This window comes from Flavobacterium covae (assembly GCF_001534645.1).
In the GTDB taxonomy this organism is placed as follows: Bacteria; Bacteroidota; Bacteroidia; order Flavobacteriales; family Flavobacteriaceae; genus Flavobacterium; species Flavobacterium covae.
Genome location: NZ_CP013992.1, coordinates 136,491 through 157,599 on the forward strand (window position 1 = coordinate 136,491; position 21,109 = coordinate 157,599).

Annotated in this window: 23 protein-coding genes and 1 tRNA gene; 21 read left to right on the top strand and 3 right to left on the bottom strand. The window is 30.9% G+C overall.

Going from position 1 to position 21,109, the window contains the following annotated elements; all coding sequences use genetic code 11:
- Positions 1–158: 158 nt before the first annotated feature.
- Positions 159–362: a hypothetical protein gene (locus AWN65_RS14495; RefSeq protein ID WP_081078364.1), complete on the bottom strand. Its 204-nt coding sequence runs from the start codon at positions 360–362 to the stop codon at positions 159–161.
- A gap of 111 nt (positions 363–473) precedes the next feature.
- Positions 474–677, bottom strand: a complete 204-nt coding sequence (locus tag AWN65_RS14500) for a hypothetical protein (RefSeq protein WP_081078365.1) — start codon at positions 675–677, stop codon at positions 474–476.
- Positions 678–780: 103 nt separating this feature from the next.
- On the opposite strand from AWN65_RS14500, the gene AWN65_RS00600 reads away from it, so the two are divergent.
- The 20 genes from AWN65_RS00600 to AWN65_RS00695 all read left to right on the top strand — a co-directional run bounded on the left by AWN65_RS00600 (position 781) and on the right by AWN65_RS00695 (position 17,383).
- On the top strand, positions 781–1,506 hold the full coding sequence (locus AWN65_RS00600) for a metallophosphoesterase (RefSeq protein ID WP_060381380.1): 726 nt from the start codon (positions 781–783) through the stop codon (positions 1,504–1,506).
- 33 nt (positions 1,507–1,539) lie between these two features.
- Positions 1,540–2,037, top strand: a complete 498-nt coding sequence (locus tag AWN65_RS00605; protein WP_060381381.1) for a DUF6646 family protein — start codon at positions 1,540–1,542, stop codon at positions 2,035–2,037.
- Positions 2,037–2,606, top strand: a complete 570-nt coding sequence (locus AWN65_RS00610) for a PhnA domain-containing protein (protein WP_060381382.1) — start codon at positions 2,037–2,039, stop codon at positions 2,604–2,606. The genes AWN65_RS00605 and AWN65_RS00610 overlap by 1 nt, the downstream gene beginning before the upstream one ends.
- 278 nt (positions 2,607–2,884) lie before the next feature.
- Positions 2,885–2,957, top strand: a tRNA-Gly gene (locus tag AWN65_RS00615).
- A gap of 522 nt (positions 2,958–3,479) precedes the next feature.
- Positions 3,480–3,866: a type VI secretion system tube protein TssD gene (gene tssD / locus AWN65_RS00620; protein ID WP_060381383.1), complete on the top strand. Its 387-nt coding sequence runs from the start codon at positions 3,480–3,482 to the stop codon at positions 3,864–3,866.
- A gap of 220 nt (positions 3,867–4,086) precedes the next feature.
- A complete protein-coding gene (gene tssD / locus AWN65_RS00625) occupies positions 4,087–4,476 on the top strand; it encodes a type VI secretion system tube protein TssD (protein WP_060381384.1) in 390 nt (129 codons plus the stop codon).
- Between the two features lie 33 nt (positions 4,477–4,509).
- Positions 4,510–6,429 carry a type VI secretion system Vgr family protein gene (locus AWN65_RS00630; protein ID WP_060381385.1) on the top strand — a complete coding sequence of 640 codons (1,920 nt, stop codon included), beginning with the start codon at positions 4,510–4,512 and terminating at the stop codon, positions 6,427–6,429.
- A gap of 3 nt (positions 6,430–6,432) precedes the next feature.
- On the top strand, positions 6,433–7,950 hold the full coding sequence (locus AWN65_RS00635) for a zinc dependent phospholipase C family protein (RefSeq protein WP_060381386.1): 1,518 nt from the start codon (positions 6,433–6,435) through the stop codon (positions 7,948–7,950).
- Between the two features lie 367 nt (positions 7,951–8,317).
- Complete coding sequence (locus AWN65_RS14870; protein ID WP_158447568.1) at positions 8,318–8,461, top strand: hypothetical protein; 144 nt, start codon at positions 8,318–8,320, stop codon at positions 8,459–8,461.
- Between the two features lie 145 nt (positions 8,462–8,606).
- Positions 8,607–9,707, top strand: a complete 1,101-nt coding sequence (locus tag AWN65_RS00640) for a hypothetical protein (protein ID WP_060381387.1) — start codon at positions 8,607–8,609, stop codon at positions 9,705–9,707.
- Positions 9,708–9,727: 20 nt separating this feature from the next.
- Positions 9,728–10,183: a hypothetical protein gene (locus AWN65_RS00645; protein WP_123884601.1), complete on the top strand. Its 456-nt coding sequence runs from the start codon at positions 9,728–9,730 to the stop codon at positions 10,181–10,183.
- A gap of 60 nt (positions 10,184–10,243) precedes the next feature.
- Complete coding sequence (locus AWN65_RS00650; RefSeq protein WP_060381389.1) at positions 10,244–11,068, top strand: hypothetical protein; 825 nt, start codon at positions 10,244–10,246, stop codon at positions 11,066–11,068.
- A gap of 35 nt (positions 11,069–11,103) precedes the next feature.
- Positions 11,104–11,556: a hypothetical protein gene (locus AWN65_RS00655; protein ID WP_123862011.1), complete on the top strand. Its 453-nt coding sequence runs from the start codon at positions 11,104–11,106 to the stop codon at positions 11,554–11,556.
- An 80-nt stretch (positions 11,557–11,636) separates the two neighbouring features.
- The gene (locus AWN65_RS00660; protein WP_201025134.1) at positions 11,637–11,954 is read left to right on the top strand and encodes a hypothetical protein; all 318 of its coding nucleotides are present in this window, start codon (positions 11,637–11,639) and stop codon (positions 11,952–11,954) included.
- Between the two features lie 78 nt (positions 11,955–12,032).
- Positions 12,033–12,419 (top strand): hypothetical protein, encoded by a 387-nt coding sequence (locus tag AWN65_RS00665; protein WP_060381392.1) that lies wholly within the window; start codon positions 12,033–12,035, stop codon positions 12,417–12,419.
- Positions 12,420–12,662: 243 nt separating this feature from the next.
- A complete protein-coding gene (locus tag AWN65_RS00675; RefSeq protein ID WP_060381394.1) occupies positions 12,663–12,875 on the top strand; it encodes a hypothetical protein in 213 nt (70 codons plus the stop codon).
- Between the two features lie 2 nt (positions 12,876–12,877).
- Positions 12,878–14,425, top strand: a complete 1,548-nt coding sequence (locus AWN65_RS00680) for a hypothetical protein (RefSeq protein ID WP_060381395.1) — start codon at positions 12,878–12,880, stop codon at positions 14,423–14,425.
- Complete coding sequence (locus AWN65_RS00685; RefSeq protein WP_060381396.1) at positions 14,422–15,069, top strand: hypothetical protein; 648 nt, start codon at positions 14,422–14,424, stop codon at positions 15,067–15,069. The genes AWN65_RS00680 and AWN65_RS00685 overlap by 4 nt, the downstream gene beginning before the upstream one ends.
- Positions 15,070–15,444: 375 nt before the next feature.
- Positions 15,445–15,750, top strand: coding sequence for a hypothetical protein (locus AWN65_RS00690; protein WP_060381397.1), 306 nt, complete (start codon positions 15,445–15,447; stop codon positions 15,748–15,750).
- A 478-nt stretch (positions 15,751–16,228) separates the two neighbouring features.
- Positions 16,229–17,383 (top strand): beta-ketoacyl synthase N-terminal-like domain-containing protein, encoded by a 1,155-nt coding sequence (locus tag AWN65_RS00695; protein ID WP_060381398.1) that lies wholly within the window; start codon positions 16,229–16,231, stop codon positions 17,381–17,383.
- Here AWN65_RS00695 and AWN65_RS00700 read toward each other — a convergent pair.
- Positions 17,375–17,836 (bottom strand): regulatory protein RecX, encoded by a 462-nt coding sequence (locus AWN65_RS00700; RefSeq protein ID WP_060381399.1) that lies wholly within the window; start codon positions 17,834–17,836, stop codon positions 17,375–17,377. The genes AWN65_RS00695 and AWN65_RS00700 overlap by 9 nt on opposite strands.
- Before the next feature lie 484 nt (positions 17,837–18,320).
- Here AWN65_RS00700 and AWN65_RS00705 point away from each other — a divergent pair, with 484 nt between their 5' ends.
- Positions 18,321–21,089: a TonB-dependent receptor gene (locus AWN65_RS00705; RefSeq protein ID WP_060381400.1), complete on the top strand. Its 2,769-nt coding sequence runs from the start codon at positions 18,321–18,323 to the stop codon at positions 21,087–21,089.
- Positions 21,090–21,109 lie beyond the last annotated feature (20 nt).

A 21,109-nucleotide genomic window follows, 5' to 3' on the forward strand; every position in this document is an offset into this window, starting at 1 on the left:
ATTTAATAAAAACTTTATTGATATGTTTTTTAAATAATGGCAAAACTCTTGAGATGTTATTATTGATTAAAATAAATTTATAAATGGTAATAAATTAATTAAAATGAGTTTTGTGGTGGTTGTTTAGTGTTGTAGAAAGAATCGGGTTTTAGTTGATACTATTCCGGTTTTTTAGGTTTAAGAATTGGTTCTCCATCTGTATCAATTTCGAATGTGTAATTAGATTGATCAATAGGCGGGATTTGTTCTTCAGACATTCTAGCGGTAGAGTCTATAGAATAAGATCCGTCTCCGTTTTCAGTACAAGTTACGGGAGAAATAAATAATAAAAACATGCCCGAAAGTAAATAAAGCTTTTTCATAATTTGCTAATTTTAATTTGTTAATATTTGAACTTAATGAAAGAACTAACGCTTTGAAAGCTTATAATTCTTTTTTAGATTTGTGTAAACCCAATCAGATTGTATATAATATTATTCTGGTTTTTTTGGTCTAAGTATAGGTTCCCCGTTTGCATCATACTCTAATGGGTAATTAAATTGGTTTAGAATAGGATTTTGTTTTTCAGTCATTTTAGTTTCAGGGTTTGTTGAGCAAGACTTATCTCCGTTTTCATTACAAGTTATAGGAGAAACAAATAGTAAAAACATACCCGAAAACAAATATAACTTATTCATAATTGCTTGATTTTAAGTTTGTTACTCAGGTTGTGAAATTAATTGTTTTTTTTTTGAATAAGTTACGGTTTTTCCGTACATTTTGTTAAATATTTTTAAGTTTATGGCAATTTACGTTATAGGAGACATTCACGGAGCTTATAGAGGACTATTACAAGTGATAGGTTTAACTCCTTTAGAATCAGGAGATACTATTATTTTTTTAGGTGATTACGTAGATGGTTGGAGCGAAAGTCCCCAAGTTTTAGATTTCTTAATAGAGTTAAACAAACAATATAATTGTGTTTATATAAAAGGAAATCACGATGAATTATTGTTAGACTGGTTAAAATATCAGAAAGAAAATTTATTATGGTACAATAGCGGAGGAAAATCAACTATTGAAGCCTATCAAAATGTAAGTGCAGAAATCAGAGATAAGCACATTCATTTTTTATCGAATTTAAAAGACTATTATTTAGATAATAAAAAAAGACTCTTTGTACATGCAGGATTTACGAGTCTAAAAGGAGTTGAATACGAATATTACCCAAGATTACTCTATTGGGATAGAACATTGTGGGAAATGGCTTTATGTTTAGATTCTAATATAAATTTTGAAAGTACATACTTTCCTAAAAGATTAAAAATATATAAAGAAATTTTTATAGGACATACACCTCTTACAGATATAGGGGTTACAACGCCTTTAAAAAAAGCCAATGTTTGGAATTTAGATACAGGAGCTGCTTTTAATGGTCGTATTACAATCTTAAATATTGAAAACAAGGAATTTTGGCAAAGTGATCCCATCTATAATCTCTACCCAAATGAAAAGGGTAGAAATTAATTACAAGTTTATATATTTGCCAAAAAAATAATTATGAAAAAAGTTTTTGTTTTAGTAGCAACTCTAATAGGATTTGCATCACAAGCTCAAGAAGCTTATAAAGGAAAAGGAGATACAAAGTTTCATGTTGGTGCTAATTTGCAGTCAGGAGGAACAGGTCTAAATGTAGGAACAGATTTTGGATTGGGAGAAAATATCTCAGTAGGAGTTGTAGCAAACTATTTATTAGGTGTAAAACCAATTGAAGGAGATGATTACGACTTTTTAGACAGAGCAGATCTTAAAGCGCGATTTAATGCAAACATAGGAAAAGTATTAACATTACCTGAACAAATAGATGTGTATCCAGGTTTAGATTTAGGATTAAGAAACTTTGGAGGTCATTTAGGAGCTCGTTATTTCTTTTCAGAAGGATTTGGCTTACAAGTAGAAACAGGAGTGCCTTTTGCTAAATATAAAAAAGATCCAGTTGGATTTGATCGTTTAAATAATCAGTTTTATGTTAATCTAAGCGCTGTTTTTAATCTGTAATGAGTGTTATTGAAAAAAAATTAAAGGATCGCAGTAATTCAAAATGTGAACTTTGCGGAACTGAACACGACTTACAAGTTTATACAGTAGCTCCTAAAACAGCTGAAAGTTTAGAAAATTCAATATTAGGATGCAAAACCTGTGTAGATCAAATAAACAATCCAGAACGAACAGATCCTAATCATTGGCACTGCTTGTCTGATTCTATGTGGAATGAACATTTGCCAGTACAAGTGGTATCTTGGCGTATGTTAACACGATTAAATAAAACAGATCTAGTTGATATGATGTACTTAGATGATGAATCATTAGAATGGGCCAAATCAACAGGAGAAGGTGTACAAGAAGAAAAAGTAATACATAAGGATTCTAATGGAAACGTGCTTCAAGATGGCGATTCAGTTGTTTTAATTAAAGATCTTGATGTAAAAGGTGCTAATTTTACAGCTAAAAGAGGAGCCGCTGTACATAACATTAAATTAGTTTGGGATAATCCTGAACAAATTGAAGGAAGAGTAGAAGGACAGTATATTGTTATTTTAACTCAATACGTAAAAAAAACAAAATAAGACCGCTTAAAAGTTTATGATTGTGTCATCCTTAACGAGTGAACCTGATCGTTTTATTTAAATACTTAAAATTAATTAATCCTATTAGGTGTAATAGTAAGACTATTTCTTGTGTTGGTATGATAAAATAGACATTTATTTTAAAAAGTTTGAAAATTTTATTTTGTTGTATTATTTTGATTGCTAGTCATTTAAAAAATAAAGTATATTTTTTTTTAAAAAAAGTCATTTGAGATTTGGAAATATAAAGAAAATGTGCTTATATTTGCACCAGCAATGCGGAAGTAGCTCAGTTGGTAGAGCTCCAGCCTTCCAAGCTGGTTGTCGCGAGTTCGAGCCTCGTCTTCCGCTCAAAGCCTTGAAGAAATTCAAGGCTTTTTTTATTTCCACTTTTTTGCTATAAAATAAATAGGGATCAAGGATCAAGTCCAAAACCTGTGGATTTGATAAATTAGGCATATAAATTTGCAAGTCTAAAAAGAAAGAACTCTATATTTCTTACGCCTCTAAATTTACGGATCAACTTCTAAAAGCTTTTGTTTTAATATTTAAAACAAAAGTTCCATAAAAAAAACGATAGAATTAATGCAAATCCTTTTTTAAAATAATAAAAAATAAAATACTGCTTACTTTTTAATTTTTTATAACAAAAACTTGTTTTTATAAAACAAGTTTACTATATTTGACTTAATCATATTTCCATAAATGGTTATTATTATTAAAAAAATATGTTATGAAAACACAAAAACCAAACGATCCTACTCAAATTGGTTATTACCTAACAAAACCCACCCCCAAATCATTTTTTAACCTACTCTATACCTTTATAGGTATATCCTTATGTATTTCTTAATTTTTTAAATATTTATAATTATGTCATTTAAAGCAAAATTAGCAGTAGCAGGAAAAGAGTACACAGTATTAAATGTAAACTACGGTTTATTTCAAGAAACAGACGCAACGGGTAGACCTTCTACTGTAACTAGAGGAGGAAAAATTGAATTAACAATTGAAGGTACTGCAGACACTTCATTCTTCGAGTGGATGACCAACTCATTTGAAAGAAAAGACGGAAGTGTAAAATTCTTTAAAAGAGACAGCGAAGCAGTTCTAAAAGAATTAAAATTTTCAGAAGCTTACGTAGTAAAATTCAGAGAAAACTTTGATTCAACAGGCGTAAATCCATTAACAGAAACCTTTACCATTTCAGCTAAAAAGATTGAACTAGGTTCAGGAGCTTACGAAAACGAATGGGTATAATCCCTTCAAAAAGGCGTTCCCTAAAAGCAACTTTTTAACCCCAGTTCTTTGTTACTTTCCATAAGGAAATGACATTGGCTAGATCAATCATTGTATTACCCCTAGGTTTTACACCGGTCAACCCTAGTCTAAAAAGAACTCCATTAAATGATAGTTGCGATCTTTTGGGATCGCCTTTTTCTTTTTTCTTTCAAATAAACAACCCTAAAAACAAATAAACATGTCCTTTTTAGCTAAATTAGAACTAGACGGAAACACCTATAACATACTCAGTTGCGACTATAATTTTACACAACAAATAGACGCTACAGGAAAACCCGAAGGAATGCCTCAAGGAGGCGAAATTAATATCCGTATAGAAAGCAACGGAAAATCCAACCTATTACAATGGATGCTCGACCACAGTCAAACCAAAAACGGTACCATTACATTCTTTAGAAGAGATGCCATGAGCAAACTACAAGAGTTAAAATTTGAAAAAGCCTATTGTGTTTCCTTTTCCGAATACTTTGATGCTAAAAACAACGAACCGCTACAAATAGCCCTACGCCTAATGGCCAAACGATTTGTTCTAAACGAAGCTACACACGAAAAGAAATGGAAAGATTAAACAACAACTAAACAACTAAAACACACACACGATATGGATACTTATAACAGTGACTACGGAAGACTCAATCATCCTGATGATATAGCACAATACGCCTCATTACGTTCCTTTAAAGACTTTTTAGCCGACAAATCAAGTCCATTAGTCTACTGCACCCTTACCATAGAAGGCAAATCCTTCCTAGAAAAATCCCATTTTAACCTACAATTCCATCAAAAAACCAATGAACACGACACCTTTACCCTAGATACCCGTGCCGATTCTCTAGACAATGAAGAAGCCTACATCATGGAAAATTCTAAAAATTATCTAGGAAAAACCATACACATCCACCTGCACCGATTTGGAGAAATAAAACAAACCTTTACAGGCATTATAACCCATTTAAACCTTTTAAAAAAAGACGGTTACGGCAGGCTATATATTACAGGACACGCTCCTACCATTATGTTAGAACAAGGACTTGAATCCCAAAGTTTTGAAAACAAAACCCTAGAAGAAATCTTTCAAGACATAACCGCCCAATACCCTAAAGACACCCTTCATACCATTGTCCGAAACAACAACACCCAAAATGTGTTGCCTTACACCGTACAATACAACCAAACAGATTATCAATTTTTACAACAACTTGCCATACGCTATGGCGAATACCTGTATTACAACGGACAGAGCCTAGTGTTAGGCAACAAAGTAGGTCCTAAAATCATAAACCTAGACGAAAGTGTAGACCTAGTACACGTATCCTTTGAAATATCAGTAAAACCACAACAATTTACCTACACCACCTACGATGTAGAATCAGGCACCAGCCTACAACGAGATAGCGCCTCGGCTCAATTACAAAACAAAGTCAACCCCTATCAACAAGTAGCCCTAAAAGCCTCAAAAAACGTATTCCATAAAAAACCCAACAAACTCCACAACCCCACGGGTATCAACAACCAAACCGATAGAGAGTTACAAGATGCCGTACGAAAACAAAAAGAACTCAGAGAAAACCTGATGATCGTAAAAGGCAAAAGCAAAGACCCCCAACTCAAACAAGGCGATCTAACCAAACTAGTTGATATAAACGACCGCCCTATGGAAACCTATCGCATCATAGAAATTCAACATTTTCATGATGGCAATAGCTATTACAACGAGTTCGTAGCCATTCCCGATTTATGGACCCCTCCTTATTTTGACGACAACACCTATCCTAATTGCGAAGAACAAACTGCACGGGTAGTAGACAACAACGATCCTATGAGCATGGGGCGTATACGCGTACAATTTCCATGGCAAGAAAGAAAAAACCAAAAAACCCCATGGATTCGCCTAATACAACCCCACTCAGGAGCAGGCAAAGGATTTCATTTTATCCCCGAAATAGGCGAAGAAGTCCTTGTAGGTTTTGAAAGCGGCAATGCAGAAAAACCTTTTGTACTAGGCACTCATTATAACGGAAGCGAAACCAGTGGGTACCATACTAGCGGCAATGATGTAAAAGCCATTCATACCCGATCTGGAACTAAAATTATTCTAAACGATGCCCAAGGTTCTGTTTTTATAGAGGATCCTAGTGGCAACACTTGGACGATGGACGGTCATGGGAATATTAATGTGAATGCGCCTAATGATATTACTATGAATGCTGGTGGAAATATTAGCATGACAGCAGGAATGAATATTACAACCTCCGCTGGTATGAATATAACTGAAAGTGCTGGAGCTAATAAATCAGCAACAGTGGGTATGATCAATAGTTTATTCGTAGCAGGCAATAGTTTAATAGATGTCAAAGGTAACTTAATAGAGAATATTATTGGAAATCTAGAATCGCACACTGAAAAGGAAAGGATTACAAATAGCCAAAAAGGAATTACCTCTAGTAGTGAAGGCGAAATAGCTAAACATTCAAAAAAAGAAGCAAAAATAAACAGTGCTGAACAATCTAAATCTTTTTAAAAAATGACTAGGATAAGAAATGTTGGCGGAAAAATTATAGAGACAACAAAAGGAAATGATATTTGGTATGCCAAAGAAGATATAGTATTAAATTCACTTAAATCTATAAGTTTTAAAGGTGATGAAAAAGGTGTGAGCTATGGGAAGCCTGAAGATCCTCCAGAATTTAAAATTGAGTCACAAGAACAAGTAGTATTTATAGAATCTGATTTATATTTTAAAAACACAGGAATATTAAAGCCCCCTTATTTAAACAGTAAAGATGTTTTTGATTATATAACCTCAAAACCATTTGTTGCTGGAATAAAAGGGATCTTTGGGAAAGATATTAAACATTCTTCAATTAAGAAATTGATGGAAAATTTAAAAAATGGATCTGTCCCAAAGTTAAATTGGAAAGCTAAAAAAGGACTTTCAGAATCAGAGTTAGGTTTTTATCATCAAAAAACAGTTTACTTAAATGAAAATTTAATATTTGAAGCGGAAAAAGATTCAAAAAAAAATTGGTTATTATTTAGAGTAATGCTTGAAGAGACAGGACATTACATTGAGGATCTTTTAAGAAATTATTATGATGATATTGGTGGAGAAACGTCTGGTGATGAAGGAACAATTTTTGCGGCTGATTTTATAAAATATAATAATTTATTAAATAAGGATTTTAATTATGCTTCTTTTAAGATTAAAAATTCAAAAGGAGAAATTCGTGATTTTGAAGGAAAAGTGGATAGTAATAATCCATCAAGAGAAGAAAAATCAAAAGATCTAATCTTCATTGAAGATGATTTAGACGACCATGGCTTGGTAACCCTTAAAAATGGTGAAAAAATAAATGTAGAGTTTTTTAAAATTAGAGGTGGTGGTGCTATCCATGAAGAGATTACAAAAACAGCGGCTAAGAAGGTAGGATTTGTTTATGACTATCGTTTAGATGAAGGATGTGCATGGCCAGATGTTCCTTGTAATAGTAACAATATTGAAACGTGTTACTATCGAACTTGGCGAGATTTAGATAAGAAGGGCACACTTGCCTACGAAAGTCACAATGGAAGTAAACAATTTTGGCATTCAATGGCACCAAAAGGTAAAAACACCAATGAACAAGTTAGAAATTTAATTCTTAACCAGGCTAAAATTTGGTTTACTGAAGCCATTAAGAGGAAAGGTGATGATGGTTTATTTGAAATAGGAAAAATATTGCATATGGTACAAGATTCATATTCATTATCGCATGTGCAGAGAAATAGTAAAGATGAAATAATTAAATTTCAGGGCTATGATGCACAAGATTCTCACAAACATGGGGAGCCTGACAAGCAAGGAAAATCAAAGGAGGCTATGAAGGCAACTATGGCTTCTGAAATTGTATTGTTAGTTTTTAAACGACACCGAGAAGAATGGAAAGACTTGAAAGTTTCAATAAAAGTCCTTGAAAATGTGTTGCTTGAAAAAATTTATCCTATAGAAAAAGGACAAGAAAACAAAATTGCGGGAGGATCTCTCGAGGCTTATAAAAAATAAAAAATCATGAATAAAGTTATTCCGTTTATAATATTTATATTTCAATTATTATCAATTGTAAGACTTTGGTATGTGCATAAATATCAAAGTTCAAAAATTCCATCAGATTTTATTGAATTTATTATTTTTTCAGGGGTTAATATAATTATATTGATTTTAGCATATTTTTATGTTTCAAATCTAAGAAATTCTGTTTGGCTATTTCCAGTAAGCATTTCAATAATTACAATAATAATAATGATAATCATACTCTTTATTATGTTAATAAATAAGTATTGATTTCCGTTTTTTTAAATTAAATGAGCTACAGGAAAGATAGAAAAAGCACCTTACACTGGCAATGGAAAATCGTTAAAAAAAATGTGCAATGAAACAATTGATAATTAATGCAATTTTATCACTATTAATGATGAATTGTAAAGGACAAATGACCTACGCTAAAAACACTAACAATCCAAAAAAAGATACAATGGAATACTTTAATAAAGATAAATATAAAGATTTCTATTAACTGTGCCCAAAAAGGCACATCATATAAAACGCCAATAGAGCCTCCCAAAATAGTATTAAACCAAGGAAAAGTAAAAAAAGTAGAACTAGTTACAAATTTAGATCTGGGTTCAAAGAATGATAAATCAGGAGGTACTCAGCTAGGAATGATTTTTGGAAAAGAATATACGTTTCAAGTCACACAATATGATAATGAAACACCTTTAACTCGTAGGCTAACCAAATGGCAAATGCGCTACCATAGTCCAAAATACTCACAAAATAAATGGATAGATGTACCGTTAAAAGTTACAGGGGACATTGTTAAAATTACTTTGAATGAAGAGGATATGTGTGACAGATTTATCTATGTTAGAGCTTATATTGACGACCCTAAAAGCGAAGGAGAAATAAAAGTTTGGAAACATAATAGGTTTAGATGGTTTGATAGAGAGGTGCTAGAAGAAGAAATGGAAGAGAGAACCACAAAAGGAATGCCTTGGAAAGTTAATCAAGCAGGAACTTCTTTGTGCGGAATGGCCTGCATATTCTATTTATTTGCTAAGGAAAAACCAAATGACTATAAAAAATTTGCTTTTGAATTGTTCAGAACAGGAGAAGCAACTTTTAATAGTTATACCTCTAAGCCCAGCAAAGAAGTTACAGAAAAACAAGTCAATAAAAATGGATTTCCGTTAAATACTGGAGGTATGCCTCTTGTTGATTATGTAACAATGGCAGGAACTAGAAATACAGATAATCCTGATTATAAAGGAGGGAATGAACAATTTCAAGCTATTAATTGGCCACCCTTAATGACCAATTTAAGTGAAATGTTATTAGGTTATAAAAATGTTATAACAAAAGGGATATATAATCCTGTTGCTCCGCTTATTTATACTTCCTTTGATATTGAAGAAAAAATAAAAAATATTAATAATCAATTTAATTCAGGATATAAATTAATTTTAATGATAGATTCTGACTTAATTGATGATGTTTGGGATTTTAAATCTTTAGATTTACATTGGGTAGTTCTAGAGAGTGAAATAAAAACTATAAATATGTTAAATGAAAAAGGAAAAAATGTAGAAATGTTAGATTTCAGAGTTTATAGTTGGGGAACCAATCCAAACAATGACATTCCATTAGTCCTAGATAAAAAATCTGGTAGAATGGTAGAGAATACTGAACATCGCTACTTAAAAAATCCTATTTCAAAAACTCACTTTATGAATAATTTTAATGGATATATTAAGGTAAAATGAAAAAAATAAAATATTTTATTATGCTAATTTTAGCTGTAATAATTAGTGGCATTTTATGGTTCTTTTATCAAACTTCTACAAGTAGTAAAAGACAAAAAAAAGATATAAGCAAATGTGTAAATACCTCGGTAATTACAGATAAACCTTCGTTTTGTATAAAAAACAATACTGCCAAAAATATAAATGAATTAAAAATTGTCCTTCTGAGAGATAATAAAGTTATTGATTCAGTTACTTTAAAAACTGGTGTTAAAAATAAAAACGGATATTTTATTTTCAATATACCCTTTAATCAATTTCTTAAAACTGATATTGTTGAGGTTTTTGAGAGAGAAAAGTTGTATAAAATTTCTGGATTTGGATATAGCTCAGATGGTGGACATTGGGGAATGTTTGGCTATTTAGGAGATGCTAATTGCTGTTTTGATTATTCTAATATAAAAATTAATGGTATAACCTATAAAGGAATAGAATAATTTAAAACTGAAGGAGAAACAAAAGTTTGGAAACATAATAGGTTTAAATGGTTTGATAAAATGGTTGTTTATGAGCAAGCAGAAGCAAGAGCAAAAGAACCGTGGAGAATTGATCAAGGTGGAACCTCACTATGTGGAATGGCAAGCTTATTTTATTTATTAGCAAAAAAAGATGGGAAAGGTTACGAAAAATTAGCTAAAGAACTATTCAGAACTGGCGAATATAAGTACAATAAATATATTGTGAAACCACACGAGAATGCTATTGAAATGTACTCTGTAAATCCCTACAAAGATAAAGACCACCCTAAATTACCAGAAGTAGATTGGTTAACTTTAACTTGTGTGAGGAGCAAAGAAAGTTCATTTTTTGGAAAATTATTGTATAAAGGTAAAAAAGGGCAAGATGCAGAGGCAATAAATTGGCCTACGCTAATGAAGCCTCTAGGAAAAAACCTTTTGGGTTACACAGATGTTGAAATGGATTATTATAAAGTTAATAAATCGTATTTGAGAGACTTTTTTGGTTCTGATGAAAAATTAAGAATACTTGAGAAAGATATTGATGTAGATTTTAAAAATGGATATCAAATATGCTTACTTATTGACGGAACTATGGTAGACTACAAACCAGGAGATGATTATTCATTAGATGATTTCAGCGAATATCACTGGGTTGTATATGAAGGTGGACTAGAAATTCTTAATGGTTTAAAACCTGAGTCAGATTATGACAATGTAACAAATATAAACTTCAATGTATTTACTTGGGGAGAGTTAAGAAATGATTCTGTGAATCCAACATCAGGTTTACCAATGAGAAAAATTAGATTAACAAAAAATCAGTTTAGAAGTAATTATTATGGTTATTTAAAGTTAAAGTAATGGAATATAAAAGTATAATTAAAATGTTTTTTTTAATGGCAATAATTAATTCTTGCAAAAGTGAAAAAAGAAAATGTGATAATGCAGAATTAAATAATGAAATAATTATAAAAGATTGGGGAGAAAATAAAATCAAGAAAGAAGACATCAAATTATACAAATATGACTCATTATTTTCAAAAAAAATAGATTCTTTTAAAATAGTTAAATTTTCCACTTATAATGATAAAAAAACAATAAAAGAATATTATGGTAGCATGAGTATTATTTTAGATAAGGAAATAGTATCAAAAGGCAACTATAGACTTATTTTATTAGACTCCTTAAAATACGACATTTCTAATATAAGAATTTTAACAAAAACAGTAATGATAGGGACGAGAGAAGAAAATATGTGTTTGATTGAAAGCTACAAAATAAATAACCGTGTAAGTAAATTAGGTTCTGGAGGAGTTCAAATAATTCTAAAAAAGGATTATAAACAGTAAGAGTTCACGATTATTTTTCAAATAGTGATTTAGAAAAATTAATAGAAATTGATAAAAGTCATAAATTAGGGCATACAAACTTGATGATGATTGATGCCGATATGATTGATAACAAATCGAGTTACAACTCTCTTGTAGATATTGGAAATGATTCACACTGGGTAGTTTATGAAGGTCGCTTACAGTTTTATGATAAAAATGGAAAAGTAACGTCAGTATTAGATGATGTTGACTCGTTAACTTTTAGAATTTTTACGTGGGGATATAACCCTGTGGATTACAAAAATGAAAAAGGGAAACCAATGTGGGATAAAAATAGTGTTTTTCTTTTGGGTAATAACAGAATTTCAGTTAAATCTTTTAAATCCAACTATTATGGTTATATCGAGGTATATTAAATTTTATTATTTATCATTTTTTTTATTTTATTAAGTTGTGATAATTATGAAACTATAAACGATTCTTTTAATTCTATAATGATAACAAATTGGGATTCTGATGAAGATTCTTTAAAAATTGACTTTTTTAAATACAAAAAAGGAAGTAACTTCAAAATAGTTGAATCTAAAAATTCTGATTTTATTATTGAAAACAATAAATCCCTAAAAATATTATATTTAACTCCAAAATTCAAAAATGAAGGAGAAATAAATTCGGATATTGTTTTAACAATAAACGATAGTTTGAAATATAAGTTTGAAAATATACAATCAATTAGAGACACTACCCATTTATCATTTACTTTAGGAAGACGATATACTATTTTTTATAAAATCAATGCTACAGTAAATAATCAAATTATAAAAGGGGAAGATTCTTTTATTGTATTGGATTCAAAATCTTCATTAAAAATAAAGAAATAACAACACCTAAAAACAGTTAGTACTAGGAGCAATGTACATTGACAGTGAAATTTCTGGTTATGAAACAGGCGGAAATGACAATAAAGTAATACAAACGCGAAGCGGATGTAAAGTCATCATTAACGACGCACAAGGTAGCATTCACCTTGAAGTCCCAAGCGGCAACACTTGGACAATGGATAGACAAGGGAATATTAGTGTGAATGCGCCAAAAAACTTTACAAAAACGAAACCATTGGAGCCATGAAAAATACTACAGTTGCAATGGATATGATGACGATAGTAACAGGTAAGTTGACGGAAGTTATTCAAGGAGATGTGCATAGTGAGACTAAAAAAGGCAAGACCTCCGTTAGCTCAGATAAAGGAATGGATATAACAAGTACAAAAAAATTAAATAAACATTCAGGCGAAGAAGTTCAAATAAATTCAGCTAATAAATCTAAGCAATATTAATTATGAGTAGAACTAGAATTGTTGGAGGGAAAATTACAGAAATTGTTGGAGGTGAATATAACATTTATTCTGAAGGACCTATTACTTTAACTTCTTTAGAAGGAAGTGTTAATATAACGGCAAGACAAGGAATTACACACGGAAATCCAGGAACTGCTCCTACAGTTAGCAAAATAACCACCGAATGTATTGTTGAGTTTAGAACAAAACAAGACGGCAGTTATACCGGACAATTTGGTTTTGACTGGTTGCGTGAAGATGATAATAGTTTAACAACAGAAGCTAAGTACTACGATTGTTTAGAAAATGGTTATGAAGCCCCTAATGGCAGAGCTCCACATAGAGACGCAAACACTGAATACGAATCTAAAGACGAAGCCTTTAAGGCACTACAAAAAGAATACAATAAAATACCTATTGATATAATTCCTAGACCAGCAACTGCACCGTTTACAAAAGATTATTTTGTTCCTTACCTAAACCTATTCCCCAAACCGTATAGTGACGCAGCAACAGTCCCTACGGGTATGCTAAAACCTCCTTTTGAAGCAGAACTCCGCACATTAGTAGAAGTAGGTGGTACAGATGCACCAGACCAAATAAGAATAGTTTTTGACAAACGTTATTTTGAAATAAATGGCAAAGACGGAAGCGATGCAAATCCTGTATTAATCAGCGACAAAGCACTTGGAGCAAAACGTGAAGCCACAGCCGATACTATAAAAATAAAATGTATTGAGGGATTTACAACAAAACAAGAAATAAAAGTTTTTGTTTACCCTAAAGGTACACTTGCAAAACCTGTAGCTGAACAAATTTTTGCCCGTAAATTGGCTGGCGAGATTATTGTATTACCTAATAAGAATACAACAGGACAAAATGCAGTGAAAAATATTAAAGAACAAAAGTTTGTGTTTGTGCAAGTAAGAACTAATTTATTAGGAGGTTTAACAAATATTAAGTTAGGAATTTTTACAGATTCGGAGAAAAAAAGTTTTCGAAATTCATTATACCAATCTTTAATTTTTCCAAAAATAGAAGATAAAGATACATCTGGAAATATATTGACATTTGATTTAACAACTGATATTGATTATAGTAGAGGTGGTAAATTTGACTTAGGAGGTAAATATAATGAGGATTATAGAAGTGGTGCCACTGATAAAGTTCCTCATTTTTTTAAAGATATGCGTACCAAATTTTTAGCATTACCGGGGAATAGCAAATACAACGATTATTTTACAGTATTTGTGATTGCTGATGATGTTTATGATAATGCAGCTGGACAAATTCAAGAAATTGGGATTAAAAATTTAGTTTTATTTAAAGGTAGAAATGATTTAACATTAAGTCACGAAGGTTTACACGGATTGGGTCTATTCCATGCGCATAAAGATGGTGTAATTACCAATCCAAATCAAAAATTTGCATACAAACATGCACATACAGATTCTCTTCATGGTACAGATAACATTATGAGCTATAATGGAGTATTAAGAAAAACAACGTGGAAATGGCAATGGGAAATTATTAAAAAAAATGCAAAATGAGAAGTATAATATTAATTACAAGTATTTTTATCTTTATATCTTGTAGGAGCCAAATAAAATCAAACACAGAAATTAATAATATGAAAAAATTTGATGTAAATCAATATATAGATTTGCCAACTGATGACATAACTGGGATGCAAATTCAAAAGAATGGAGATATGATCCAATATTTTCCGAATAATAATGGTTATATATTGAAAATAAAAAAGCAGAATAAACCATCTACCCAAACATTTGTGTATAATGATAAATTAAATCTTGTTGCTGAAGGAAATGACTTTTATAATTTCCCTATTAATTCTATTAAAGAATATGATGAAACAGGAAAACTAATTAAAGAAACTAATTTAGATTTACCTTATAAATTCTCGATAGAAGATTTAGAAAAAAAAATGAAAACTCAGTACGATGTTGATATTTATGACGTGAAACAAATTCATTCTATGAACAGGTATGAAGAAAAAAAGCATTTAAATATACCTTTATACGAAATTTGGACTAATCATAAAACTAACACGTTAAAATTCACTTGTTATATTATTAATGGGACTACAGGAGAAACCGTTTACGTTGGAGAAAGATTTATAGAAGGCAAGCAAGGAAGCTTACTTGATCAATACTTAAATTCTAAAAAAAATTAAACTACTTGCCCTAACAGCTAATATTTTAGACTGGTATGAGCCTTGGTTCGTTAATTCTTGGGGATATTTAGAAACAATTAAACATAAATTAGATAGTGACTTTCAGTATACTTCTGCACATGAACTTGGACATACTATTTTAAGAAAATATGGAGGTACATGGTTATCTTTTACCCACGATGGTTCATCCTCCATATTTCAAAATGCTAATGGAAATGAAAGCTATATAGTACAAAAAAATAATACCCAAATTAATTTAATGCATTATTTTAAAGATGACCCTAGTTTTTCAAATTGTGATTATAATTTAATTGTAGCTTCTGAACGTGATGTTTTAAGTCTTTTGTGGTTGACCAAAATTAAAATTCTATAAATATGAAACCAATCAATATCAGTTTATTCTTATTTCTAACTTTTGTCACTTTTAGCTGTAAAGACTATGCTTATATATTAGATGAAAAAGATCAGAAACCTTTAGAAAATGTAAAAGTGACAGATTTAGATGATAGCACTAATATCTCAATAACAGATAAAGAAGATAAATTCCAATTTAAAAGATGTGGAAATGTAGTAATTCAAAAAGAAGGATACGTAAAAGACACATTAGAGAAATTAGGATGTAAGCCTAATGGTAAATGCTTTGAAGGTCATATATTTTATATGAAACGTACTATGAGATAGTTATTTATTTTAGTTCTTCAAGGTTTAAATTACCATTGGGGAAGAAATAAAAATCATACAGTTGCAAAAGATGTTAAGATAAATGGAGTATCTTTTGAAGTTTATGTAAATGCTATCAATACAAAAGAAAAAGCTATAGTAACTATGGAGCTTGTTTATAATACAAATGGAGACTGGATGCGTTCGGGTTACTTCTTTCAAAAACGGTATCGTTAGCTGGGAATTTTATTTGAGATTTTCTATAATAAATTTATCTTGTAGATGATTTTTTAGGATTTCTAAAGGGAATTCAAAAAAGACAGAACTATAATAGGTCTAGATGGTTTTAAATAAAGGAATTGTAGAAATTTAAAAGAATAGAAAAACCACACTCTTGATAATTATTAAGAAAAGGTTTTATTCACAGAATACACGTTAAAATAAAAAGTTTTTTAGTGTTTTTTTAAAAACTTTGCGAACTTTGCCCAAACTTTATATTTTGAAACAAAAAATAGCCATCACTTCTGTAGCTTCTATGTCAGCTTTAGGAAATCAACCTAAACAAATTTGGAGTAACTATTTATTAGATTCTACCTGTATAACAACTCAAAAATTTAATAATAAAAAAGAATATATAGCTAAAATACCTAAAGATTGTAAAGTTGAACTAGAGGTTTTACGACAATCCGATTTAAAATATAAAGCATTAGATCAAACTGTTTTAATGGCAATTTTAACTTCTCGTAACGCTGTAAAACAAGCAGGTTGGAAAGAAGAAGATAATTTTGGAATTAATATAGGTTCATCAAGAGGAGCAACTCAACTTTTTGAATATTATCATAAAGATTTTTTAGAAACAGGTATTACTCCTACACTTACTTCTCCTACAACTACCTTGGGCAATATATCTTCTTGGGTAGCACATGATTTGAAGAATAAAGGATTGGCTATTTCACATTCTATAACCTGTTCTACAGGACTACACTCTTTATTAAATGGGGTAGCTTGGTTGCAGGCAGGAATGATGGATAAGTTTTTAGTAGGCGCTAGTGAAGCTCCTTTGACAGATTTTACGATTGCACAAATGAATGCACTAAAAATCTATGCTAAAGAAAATCAAGCGTATCCATGTCGAGCATTTGATTTACAAAAAACTAAAAATAGCATGATATTGGGAGAAGGAGCTACCTCTATTTGTTTAGATGCTAATCAAACAGTTAGTGCATTAGCTTATGTTGAAGGAGTTGGATTTGCAACAGATGAACTACAGCATAACATATCTATTTCAGAAGAGGCAATGTGTTTTCAAAAGTCAATGAAAATGGCGTTAGGTGATACTTCTTTAGATGCCGTTGATGTTATTGTTATGCACGCACCAGGAACCATTAAAGGAGATTCATCAGAATACAAAGCCATAGAAAAAATTTTTAAAAATAATAAGCCCTTACTCACAACTAATAAGTGGAAATTAGGACATACTTTTGGAACTTCGGGTTTATTAAGTATAGAAATGGCAATCTTGATGATGCAAGTTCAATATTTTATAGGAATACCTTATTTAAATATTTCCAATAGGCCTAAAACTATTAAAAAAGTATTAGTTAATGCAGTAGGATTTGGAGGAAATGCAGTAAGCGTTTTATTGTCAATCTAAAGTACATAAAGCTTCTATTTTTTCAAAAATTAAATGAGATTCATAGCCTTTTCTAAAAAGAAAATCACTTATTTTTCGTTTCTTTCTTTGAAGATCAATTGTTTTTGTATTATGCCACTCTTTTTCTGCTAACTCATTAAAATTTTGTACATATTTATCTTCTTCTATCTCTCTAAGAGCCGTTTTAATAATATAGCTAGATACTCCATGTAATTTTAACTCATTACTAATACGTATTTTCCCCCATTTTTTATAGTTATGTTTTCCCCTAGCAAATGCGCATGCAAAACGTTCCTCATTTAAATAATTATGATGAATTAGATAGACAATATATTCATCTATTAATTCATCCTCTATTTTTAGAGATTTTAATTTGATTCTAACTTCCTTATGAGATCTTTCTTGATAAGAACAGTAAAACTCTAGTTTTTTTAGTACAGTAGGATAAAGCATTTTATTTTAAAAAGAATTTACTCAAAATTTTAAAGTGTAAAAATAACAATCTTAAACTAGGTTATGTAATAGACTTTGTGATGAAGATGAAAAAGATGCAAAATTTTTTCCTACAGATGTAGTTTCGTTAAATTGAAAATGAAAAATGAAGTGCTTTTTTAGATTCAAAACATTTTTATTGGTAATAATTCCTATCCCATAATTGGAGCTAAAGATAGTTCAAAAATAAAAAGTAAGACTATTTTTTTCAACAATTATCAAGAATGTAAAAAAGAAATCCAGCAACTTAAAGTTTTGAAGTGAAATATTTAATTTTTATACATTCTTTGTGAAACTTAAAAAAGGCTACAAATTTAAAGTTTTTTTGATTTCATAATGTTTATAATAGTTAATAAAAAAATTATACTTTTTTGTTGTTTTGTTTAATTTTTCAAAAAAAAATATTGTAATTTGCTGACTATAAACCAATCAAAACCTTCAACGAATGAAAGTCTATTTTTCTATTTTAACATTGTTTTTTAGCGTGCTCACTTTTGCGCAAAATACAATAACAGGAGGTGTGACTGATGATAAAAATCAGCCAATACCAGGTGCAAATGTAAAGATCGTAGGATCAGCATCGGGAACATCATCTGGATTTGATGGCAATTTTACATTAAAAACAAATGCTCCGTTTCCCTTTTCTTTAGAAGTCTCTATGATGGGGTATTCTAGTCAAGTCTTAACTATTAATTCAAAAGAACAAAAAATAAAATTTGTTCTAGTTGAACAATCGACCTCTTTAAATGAAATAGTCGTTTCAGCGTCACGTGCTCCAGAGAGAATTTTAGAATCCCCAGTAACTATTGAACGAATGGGGTTAAAAGAAGTGAAAAATACAGCCGCCGCTTCTTTTTATGAAGGATTAGAGAATTTAAAAGATGTTCATTTTAATACTTCTAGTTTTAATTTTAAATCCGTTAATACACGTGGTTTTGCTACTATCGGAAATACCCGTTTTATGCAGTTAGTAGATGGTATGGATAACGCATCACCAGCACTGAATTTTGCAGTAGGTAACCTTCTTGGTATTTCTGATTTAGATGTGGCAAGTGTAGAGGTTTTGCCAGGAGCTTCGTCAGCACTCTATGGAGCAAACGCATTTAACGGGATTATGTTTATGAATAGTCGTAGTCCTTTTACTAAAGAAGGTCTTTCTACTTATTTTAAATATGGTCAAACAACACAAGATGTAGCAGGTACAAATAATTATTTTGATTTAGGTATCAGAGCCGCTAAAAAGTTTACAGATCACTTTGCCGCTAAAGTCAACTTTTCTTATATGAAAGCAACAGAGTGGATGGCAGATGATAGACGTAGTTTGACACCAGGAGGAATAGGGCATGAAAAAAATAGAAATTATGACGGATTAAATACTTATGGAGACGAAGTGAGTACATTTATTCCTAATGTCGGACAAGTAAGCCGTACAGGATATGCAGAGAGAGAATTATCAGATGGTAAAATTAACAGTGCTAAATTTGATGCGTCAATTCATTTAAGACCTTGGGTAAATACAGATTCTGAATTTGCTAAAAATATTGAATTAATAGCACAATATAAGGTAGGAATCGGAAATACGCTATATCAAGGAGCAAATCGTTATGCTCTAAAAAATTTCTTTATGGATCAAATTAAATTTGAAGTAAAAGGAGATAACTTCTTCATTCGTGTTTATAGATCAGGAGAAAATGCAGGTGATTCATACAATTTGGGTTTTGCAGCTTGGAATGTAAATAGAGAAGCAAAATCAGATAAAGCTTGGTTTACAGATTATGGAACTGCCTATGTGTTGTCAAGTACATTATTAGGTCTGCCAGCAGATCAAGCGGATAAAAGAGCTCGTGCTTTTGCAGATAATAATACCCCTTTTGAAATTCCACTTATTCCAAACGGAAATCCTCGTTTAATACCAGGAACAGCAGATTTTAATCAAGCCTTAACAAAAGTATTGTCAAATGCAGACTTAAGTAAGGGAGCTAAATTAGTAGATCGTTCCAGAATACATCATGGAGATTTGAACTATAATTTAAAAGATTTAATCAAATTCGCAGAAATTCAAATAGGAGGTTCTCTTCGTAGATATACGATGGAATCAGAGGGGTCTATTTTTACAGATAAACAAGGAAAACCTATTACATACGATGAATATGGGGTGTATACACAAATTCAAAAAAAAGCTGTTGACGAACGTGTAAAGCTTACAGCATCTATACGTTATGATAAGTCGCAAAACTTTAATGGAAATATTTCTCCTAGATTGTCCGTATCCTATGCTGGAGGAAAAGAAAAACAACATAATTTTAGAGTTTCCTACCAAACAGGCTTCCGAAATCCAACAACACAAGATCAATATATAGGATTAAATATAGGTCCCTTGGCCTTAATCGGTTCAGCTCCAGATAACTTAGATAAATATTCGGAAACTATTAAATTAAACTCAAACGGTAGTTTGGTTACTATAACAGGACGTGACGCTTATACTAGATCATTTACTACAGCTTCTGTAGGAGCTTTTAAACAATCATTAAATCCAGCAGATTTAAAGGTGGCAGATGTCTCCCTTGTAAAACCTGAAAGAGTACAAGCATTTGAAGTAGGATATCGTTCAATCTTTAAAGAGATTTCTTTTGATTTGAATGCGTACTATAACATTTACAATGATTTTATTAGCAACTCAAATGTAGTAACACCTTTATATGGTGATGCAAAAACGAACTTGCCAGTTGCAATATCAGCTTTGCAAAATGGAGATATTAGACCATTTCAAGTTTATACAAATTCTAAAAAACAAGTAACATCCTTAGGAGTAGGCGTAGGAGCCAGTCGTAAAATAGGTAAATTCAATTTGAGTGCAAGTTATAATTATTCTGATTTTAGATACGATGATAGTTTAGATCCTGATTTTGAAGCTGGATTTAATACGCCTAAACATCGTGTAAAAGCTTCTTTTGGAGGAGAAAACATATTGAAAAGTTTAGGCTTTAACGTAAACGCACGTTATAATTCTAAATATTTATGGGAATCAACAATGATAGATGCGTATGTTCCTGAAAATTACGTATACGATGCTCAAATTAATACAACTATTCCTGTTTTGAAATCGGTTATAAAAGTTGGAGGTACTAACTTGTTTGGTAAAGACTATATTCAAGTACCTGGAGCAGGTATGATAGGAAAACAATATTATATATCATGGACAATCAATCCATAACAATGTTTAATGAAAAACGA

Excerpts from the sequence above, each read along its gene's own strand:
- AWN65_RS14495 (WP_081078364.1), bottom strand. The coding sequence starts at position 362 with ATGAAAAAGCTTTATTTACTTTCGGGCATGTTTTTATTATTTATTTCT.
- AWN65_RS14500 (WP_081078365.1), bottom strand. The coding sequence starts at position 677 with ATGAATAAGTTATATTTGTTTTCGGGTATGTTTTTACTATTTGTTTCT.
- AWN65_RS00600 (WP_060381380.1), top strand. The coding sequence starts at position 781 with ATGGCAATTTACGTTATAGGAGACATTCACGGAGCTTATAGAGGACTA.
- AWN65_RS00605 (WP_060381381.1), top strand. The coding sequence starts at position 1,540 with ATGAAAAAAGTTTTTGTTTTAGTAGCAACTCTAATAGGATTTGCATCA.
- AWN65_RS00610 (WP_060381382.1), top strand. The coding sequence starts at position 2,037 with ATGAGTGTTATTGAAAAAAAATTAAAGGATCGCAGTAATTCAAAATGT.
- tssD (WP_060381383.1), top strand. The coding sequence starts at position 3,480 with ATGTCATTTAAAGCAAAATTAGCAGTAGCAGGAAAAGAGTACACAGTA.
- tssD (WP_060381384.1), top strand. The coding sequence starts at position 4,087 with ATGTCCTTTTTAGCTAAATTAGAACTAGACGGAAACACCTATAACATA.
- AWN65_RS00630 (WP_060381385.1), top strand. The coding sequence starts at position 4,510 with ATGGATACTTATAACAGTGACTACGGAAGACTCAATCATCCTGATGAT.
- AWN65_RS00635 (WP_060381386.1), top strand. The coding sequence starts at position 6,433 with ATGACTAGGATAAGAAATGTTGGCGGAAAAATTATAGAGACAACAAAA.
- AWN65_RS14870 (WP_158447568.1), top strand. The coding sequence starts at position 8,318 with ATGAAACAATTGATAATTAATGCAATTTTATCACTATTAATGATGAAT.
- AWN65_RS00640 (WP_060381387.1), top strand. The coding sequence starts at position 8,607 with ATGATTTTTGGAAAAGAATATACGTTTCAAGTCACACAATATGATAAT.
- AWN65_RS00645 (WP_123884601.1), top strand. The coding sequence starts at position 9,728 with ATGCTAATTTTAGCTGTAATAATTAGTGGCATTTTATGGTTCTTTTAT.
- AWN65_RS00650 (WP_060381389.1), top strand. The coding sequence starts at position 10,244 with ATGGTTGTTTATGAGCAAGCAGAAGCAAGAGCAAAAGAACCGTGGAGA.
- AWN65_RS00655 (WP_123862011.1), top strand. The coding sequence starts at position 11,104 with ATGGCAATAATTAATTCTTGCAAAAGTGAAAAAAGAAAATGTGATAAT.
- AWN65_RS00665 (WP_060381392.1), top strand. The coding sequence starts at position 12,033 with ATGATAACAAATTGGGATTCTGATGAAGATTCTTTAAAAATTGACTTT.
- AWN65_RS00675 (WP_060381394.1), top strand. The coding sequence starts at position 12,663 with ATGAAAAATACTACAGTTGCAATGGATATGATGACGATAGTAACAGGT.
- AWN65_RS00680 (WP_060381395.1), top strand. The coding sequence starts at position 12,878 with ATGAGTAGAACTAGAATTGTTGGAGGGAAAATTACAGAAATTGTTGGA.
- AWN65_RS00685 (WP_060381396.1), top strand. The coding sequence starts at position 14,422 with ATGAGAAGTATAATATTAATTACAAGTATTTTTATCTTTATATCTTGT.
- AWN65_RS00690 (WP_060381397.1), top strand. The coding sequence starts at position 15,445 with ATGAAACCAATCAATATCAGTTTATTCTTATTTCTAACTTTTGTCACT.
- AWN65_RS00700 (WP_060381399.1), bottom strand. The coding sequence starts at position 17,836 with ATGCTTTATCCTACTGTACTAAAAAAACTAGAGTTTTACTGTTCTTAT.
- AWN65_RS00705 (WP_060381400.1), top strand. The coding sequence starts at position 18,321 with ATGAAAGTCTATTTTTCTATTTTAACATTGTTTTTTAGCGTGCTCACT.